At 42.8% G+C, this 5,614-nt stretch carries 7 protein-coding genes and 1 pseudogene; 2 read left to right on the top strand and 6 right to left on the bottom strand.

Going from position 1 to position 5,614, the window contains the following annotated elements; translation table 11 throughout:
- Nucleotides 1–219, bottom strand: a pseudogene (locus LEP1GSC194_RS22280) (IS110 family transposase); the annotation flags it as partial.
- A gap of 145 nt (nt 220–364) precedes the next feature.
- Complete coding sequence (locus LEP1GSC194_RS10865) at nt 365–1,327, bottom strand: hypothetical protein (RefSeq protein WP_020773639.1); 963 nt, start codon at nt 1,325–1,327, stop codon at nt 365–367.
- Nucleotides 1,328–1,483: 156 nt separating this feature from the next.
- Between LEP1GSC194_RS10865 and LEP1GSC194_RS10860 the strand changes: the two genes are divergently transcribed.
- Nucleotides 1,484–2,728 carry an EAL domain-containing protein gene (locus LEP1GSC194_RS10860; protein WP_036042320.1) on the top strand — a complete coding sequence of 415 codons (1,245 nt, stop codon included), beginning with the start codon at nt 1,484–1,486 and terminating at the stop codon, nt 2,726–2,728.
- A 433-nt stretch (nt 2,729–3,161) separates the two neighbouring features.
- Here the strand turns inward: LEP1GSC194_RS10860 and LEP1GSC194_RS10855 are convergent, their stop codons facing one another.
- The 4 genes from LEP1GSC194_RS10855 to LEP1GSC194_RS10840 are packed head-to-tail and all read right to left on the bottom strand — an operon-like array spanning nt 3,162 to nt 5,182.
- Nucleotides 3,162–3,578: a DUF3995 domain-containing protein gene (locus tag LEP1GSC194_RS10855; protein ID WP_020773637.1), complete on the bottom strand. Its 417-nt coding sequence runs from the start codon at nt 3,576–3,578 to the stop codon at nt 3,162–3,164.
- 8 nt (nt 3,579–3,586) lie between these two features.
- Nucleotides 3,587–4,042, bottom strand: coding sequence for a MarR family winged helix-turn-helix transcriptional regulator (locus LEP1GSC194_RS10850; RefSeq protein ID WP_020773634.1), 456 nt, complete (start codon nt 4,040–4,042; stop codon nt 3,587–3,589).
- A 30-nt stretch (nt 4,043–4,072) separates the two neighbouring features.
- On the bottom strand, nt 4,073–4,537 hold the full coding sequence (locus LEP1GSC194_RS10845; RefSeq protein ID WP_020773640.1) for a MaoC family dehydratase: 465 nt from the start codon (nt 4,535–4,537) through the stop codon (nt 4,073–4,075).
- A 12-nt stretch (nt 4,538–4,549) separates the two neighbouring features.
- Nucleotides 4,550–5,182, bottom strand: a complete 633-nt coding sequence (locus LEP1GSC194_RS10840) for a hypothetical protein (RefSeq protein ID WP_021064422.1) — start codon at nt 5,180–5,182, stop codon at nt 4,550–4,552.
- On the opposite strand from LEP1GSC194_RS10840, the gene LEP1GSC194_RS23045 reads away from it, so the two are divergent.
- Nucleotides 5,081–5,317 (top strand): hypothetical protein, encoded by a 237-nt coding sequence (locus tag LEP1GSC194_RS23045; RefSeq protein WP_020773636.1) that lies wholly within the window; start codon nt 5,081–5,083, stop codon nt 5,315–5,317. The genes LEP1GSC194_RS10840 and LEP1GSC194_RS23045 overlap by 102 nt on opposite strands.
- The last annotated feature ends 297 nt before the right edge of the window (nt 5,318–5,614 follow it).

Genomic DNA, 5,614 nt, shown 5'->3' with positions numbered 1-5,614 from the left:
ATTTAAATATCTGTAAAGTGGATACCCGGTTACTCCTGCTTCGTAACAACAATGTATTTCGTTCCATTCCGATTTCAGTTTGGTTACAAATTTTTTAATCTGAACCTCATTATGCTTTATCTGTTGTTCTTTCACCAGTTCCTTTGAATTGCTCGTTAAATACGCGATACTGATCGTTTCTTTGTGGACATCCATTCCTACATATACTTTTCTTTTCATTACGTTCCTTCTGTTGGTTTTCTTGTTTTGTGGTAAATGCTTCGCATCTAACCCACGGTTTTCAAGCCCAGAAGGGGCGCCATTTTGTCTTAATTTGTGGGTAACATTATGATTCTTAACTCTTCGCCGCTCGAAGTGTGGAAACTCAGATTTCTAAAATCGCGAAACCTTTTTTGATCGTTTCTTTTTTGTTTCCGATCCGGATTTTTCCGGAAACCTTCCCTTCCATTCTTTCCATTGGAATTTTTTTCCCGAAAAAACCGGAGATCGTATGTCGGGTGGTTCTAATCGGGGTTACCGTAAGTTCGATTTGATCGGAAGGATCGTGAAGAACGTAAGATAAGGATTCTTTTTTAAAACTTGCGGTTTCTAAGAATGTCGGAACTCCGTTTCTCCAGAGAAGAATGCCCGTGTTTTTGTTGTAGTTCAGTCGAAACGAATTTTTTCCCGACCCGAAACCGTAGATGCGTGATTCGGGCAAAAAGGATCGACTTTCGAAACCGGTGGTGATGCTGTAGGATAACCTTTCCGAAGATTCCAAATTCCAAGTTTTATCGTCGATGGCGAGCTGGCCTCTGACGGATAGATCCGGAGAAATCAGCCGAAACAACCAATCTTTCCCGGAAGTTTCCAGAGAAGAAACCGGTTTGTTCGTTTTTTCCAAGATACTTACGAGAGCGTCGAGTTGCAGATTGAGATTCGAAGTTAAAATGGAAGAATGCGTATAACCTTGTTGGATTGTGTCGTCTAAACGGAAATTGAATCTTTGATCTCCTTGTGTAAAACTCCAATATCCGTTTCGAAACGTTCCTCTGGATAAAAATTCCTTACCCGGACTTCCGGCCCATTCAAAATCTCTAAAACTTTCGGAGTCAAAAAACCAGAGATTGAGAAGAGCCTTACAGTTTCCCGGACCTCGAAAAATTCGAAGCCCCAGAAGAAAATCTTCTGTAATCAAATCGACTAAAACCGAGTCTATCTTCTTCCAGGAGGACAGAAAAGAAGTTTTATACTCTCTGGAGTTGTCGATTCCAAGAGTTCCTGAATAAAGTCCGAGATTGGGTTCTAATGTCGAGGGGTTGAGAAGATGGCCGATCGCCTCTTTCATGCGAATACCTTTTGGATTGTCAGTTTTTTCCGAGGTTTCAAAAAAAAAAAGTAGAATGTTATCTTTCCTTCTTCTTAATTTAGCGCTTTTTATACGGAATTTTGCTTGCGGAGCCCCGTTTCATCGGTTTTTAGTAAAGGGATTCTAAAAAAGATCATGTTATACAGCCAGGATACAAGCAACTTACTCTCTTACGGAGAGAACTACTATCAACCTCATTATCAGCCCATTCTGGAAGTAACCAATTGTAATATTATAGGATACGAGGTCCTGGGAAGATTTTATTTTCCCGAAAAAAACGAATATCGTTCTTTGGGTTATCAATTTCATAATCCGGAACTAGATACGATCCGACTGATCCAAATCGATCGATTGATCCGGGAAAAAGCGATTCGTCATCTCAAGGACTCGGGTCTGCGAACCAAACTTTTCCTCAACATGATGCCTAACTTTCTCTCCATGATTCATACGGGGGATGTTCTGGATCTCAAAAGACTTCATGTTCTCAACCTCATCGAAAAATACGATATATTACCTTCGGAAGTCGTTCTGGAAATCACGGAAGATAAGTTCGACGGAGGTATCGACAAACTTCTTTCGATCGTAAACGTGTTCAAGGATTACGGATTCAAGATCGCGGTGGACGATCTCGGTGTCGGATTTTCCAATTTGGAAAGAATCGGTTATATTCATCCGGACATCATGAAGGTGGATATCAAGATCATGCGGGAAAGTTTAAACCGAAGATCTTTTAAAAACGTGCTGAGCGCGATCGCGGACATGTCTCAAAAATTAGGTTCCGATCTTTTGTTTGAAGGAATCGAAACCGAAGAGGAATTGCATCTCGCGCTTTCCATGGGCGCGAATCTTTTGCAAGGTTTTTATTTTTCAAGACCTCAAGTCGAGTTTCAGGATAAAAAACAATTCACGAGAACTCTCAGGGACACTTTGGAAAAATTTTCGGGGCTTCGTTTTATGGAACTCTTGGAAGAATTGCAAAAAGGTCAGGCGGTCATCGATTCCTTAGGCGAAAAATTGGAAGCACTTCGTCATAAGGGAAAGGAAGATCTTCCCTTAGTTCTTCACCTGATGCTCACCAACTTACCTTCCGAAATTCTTTCCGTATTTGCCTGCGATATTTTCGGTTATCAGATCACTCCCACCTATTTCCGTTCCCATCCCGGAGAGGAATGGGATTCCGATCTGACCGAAATCGGAAACAACTACGCCTGGAGACCTTTTTTCATCCGTCATAAGGCAAAGGTCGTTCAGAACTCCGCAAAATGGACCGTTACGGAACCGATTTACGATATGGATCTTCACAAACAGGTCGTCATCTTTACCTATACTCTCAGAGATAATTACATTCTCGTTATCAAGATGGACTGGGAACGGGTTTAATCGATTTCCCTCGGTTCCGTTTTTAAGTTTTATAACAAGAGATTGTCCCAAAACCTATCTCGCGACCCGTAGGGAGCGAGATTGAGTTAAACCTCTCGCGACCCGTAGGGAGCGAGATTGAGTTAAACCTCGAGCGACCCGTAGAGAGTGAGATTGAGTTAAACCTCGAGCGACCCTATAAGCGGACGCTTTAGTTTCACAAAAATGTGGGAACTCCCGCGTTTTTAAACGAACGGTAAAACTCGGACCTCTTCCGTGCCGTCATGGATAAAACGGAAAAACTTTAACCCCTGAACCCTGATCTCTATCCACTGACCCCTAATACGCTCCTGCGTTTTTTTAAACGAACGGTAAAACTCGGACCTCTTCCGTGCCGTCATGGATAAAACGGAAAAACTTTAACCCCTGAACCCTGATCTCTATCCACTGATTCCTAGTAAGTGGAAACAAACAAAAGTGCGGAAAGTAAAAGACAAAGGGGGGAATAATACTTCGTGTCGTTTTTTGCGAACTTCGTATCTTTTATTTTTTTGAAAAAACCGACCAATCGAAAGTCTCCGATCGCTCTAAGCAAAAATGCCGCGGATAAAAAGGTCGTGCCGTACTGAAGGACGGATCGGGAAATTCCGAACGGGGTTTGTATTCCGAGTCCGAGCGGAAACAAGGCGGCCGAAAATAAAATCAATCCGACCGCCGCCGTGGCGAGTTTTCCGGGTCGAAAGGCGGGTTTTCCCTGTATTTCCGGAATCACCCCATTCATACCGAAAGTTCGTCCAGCCAACCAATAAAAATGAATTCCGGACAGGGCAAGTAAAATCAAACCGGAGGTCATCTGAGCGAAAAAAAACATATAACGATTTACTGAAGGAGTTCCACCGTGGCGGAATCGGGATTTTGATTCTGATATAACTTCATAAGTAAACGTGCCAATTCTTTTTTTTCGTTTTCGGTAAAACCCCGGTATAAATTGTTCAGGAGAGATCTGGAAATTCCGAGCAAAACGGGACGAACGGATTGCGCCTGGGGAGTAAGTTCCAAATGAATAATCCTCTGATCTTCCGAATCTTTCGTCCTTGCCACCAACCCCAACACTTCCAACTTGTCGACAAGAGCGGTTAACGTGGATTTATCCCGATTGATCATCTTGGCGATATCCTGCATCTGCGCTTTTTTCTTTTTTACGAGTGCGAAAAGGATGTCCGCGTGGGTGGTCGTTAACGGACTGAACCCTTTTTCTTTTAGCTCTAGGTTCAGGTGTTTGTGAAATTCGTCTCGAATTCTCGAGATCATATAGATGATCAGTCTAGGATTCATATTTTACCTAATTTAAGAAATTTTTTTCTATCAGGCAAATTGATATAGGTAGATAACCTCTCCAACCGCGGCGGCTTTTGTCGATCCTTCGGTCTCAAAGGTTACCTTAAGAGTCATTCTCGCAGTACCTCTCAGATCCTTCAGCTCGACCAACTCCGCTTTAATCCTCAATTTGCTTCCCACTTTTACGGGTTCCAAAAACCTGAGTTTTTCCATCCCGTAATTGATCCCCATCTTAATATTCTTTAATTCTAATATTTGAGATAAAAGGTGGGGGGCCATGGATAAGGTAAGATAACCGTGTGCGATCGTTCCTCCGAAAGGAGATTCCGCGGCGGCTCGATCCGGGTCGGTATGAATCCACTGATGATCGAGAGTTGCGTCCGCGAATTTGTCGACTTGCTCCTGAGTTACGGTGTGATAGTCGGAAACCCCGATTTCCTTTCCGGTATAAGCTTCCAGTTCGGCAAAACTGGACAATACTACCTTAGCCATGTTCTTCTCCTTTTACTCCGTTTTGTTTTTTAATTTTTCAGTAAGATGTTCGAAAATTTCGGATTCTAAAATGGATAAATCGATATTGTCCTGAAGCCCCGGCGCCTTTCCGGAATAAATCGCTTTCCAAACGATTTCTCCGCTATCCACGTCGATCGCTTTTATCGTGATTTCAAGAACCGAATTTCCCGAAGCGGTTCCGTAATCCGTCACCTCGGTAAATACCGCGACTTCGCCTTCGAGTTGTTTGGCGATCTGAATTCCTTTTTCTTCATTGAAGGAATTGTCCGTTTCAAAGGCGGAACGAAATTTTTTCTCCGCCTCGAATTTTTCTTGGATCTTTCCGCCGTATTTTAGGATGGCCAGTTCCAGTTTTTCGTAACTTCTGGATTCTAAAAATTTCTTTTGTTCGGCGTTTTGATTTTTCATCAACCACCCCGATCGGATCCGAACCGGAAAGACTATGTGCCGTATTTTTTTTTCCGGAGTAAAACCCTTTCGAACAAATACCGTTCCTAAGATGGAATTTTTAGAGGACGAACATTGAATGAATACAAAAAGGAAAAGGACGTAAAAAAAACTTTTGAAGGAGGGAATCGGATCTCTCTTCCGGGAAAAGTAAAATGCGTTACGGGCGGCGGCCAAATCGTTTTCCCTTTTAAGTTCCGTTACTACCAGTTACCGGATCTACCATTTGTCCATCCGTTTTTTATCAAACCGTTTTTGGGATTTTTAGATTCCAATGGAAATCCTAATTTAGGATATTATGGTGTGTTCTAAAATTTGCGGAAACGACCTGGCGTTCGATCCGTAGAGTGTGTTGTCGAATTTGAAGAGTGCTACTTACCTCCGAACGATTCATAAAGAGCAGCCCCCCGGGTTTCTTTCGGGACAGGTTCTTATCAAAAAGATGAAACCATGGGAAACTCATGCAACGCGGGTTACTCGGTTGCGGATCGCTCATCTTAGCTGCGCTAAGAGCCAACATTATGTTTCGACCCATAGGGAGAAACATTGAGTTTCTCGCTTAGCGGCTTTTGGCTATCTCGCTCACTCCTATGTTTCTTGTGTCAAGCC

This window comes from Leptospira alstonii serovar Sichuan str. 79601 (assembly GCF_000347175.1).
GTDB lineage: Bacteria > Spirochaetota > Leptospiria > Leptospirales > Leptospiraceae > Leptospira > Leptospira alstonii.
The sequence above is the reverse complement of the archived record's forward strand: the minus strand, read 5'-3'. Positions and strand labels throughout refer to the sequence as shown.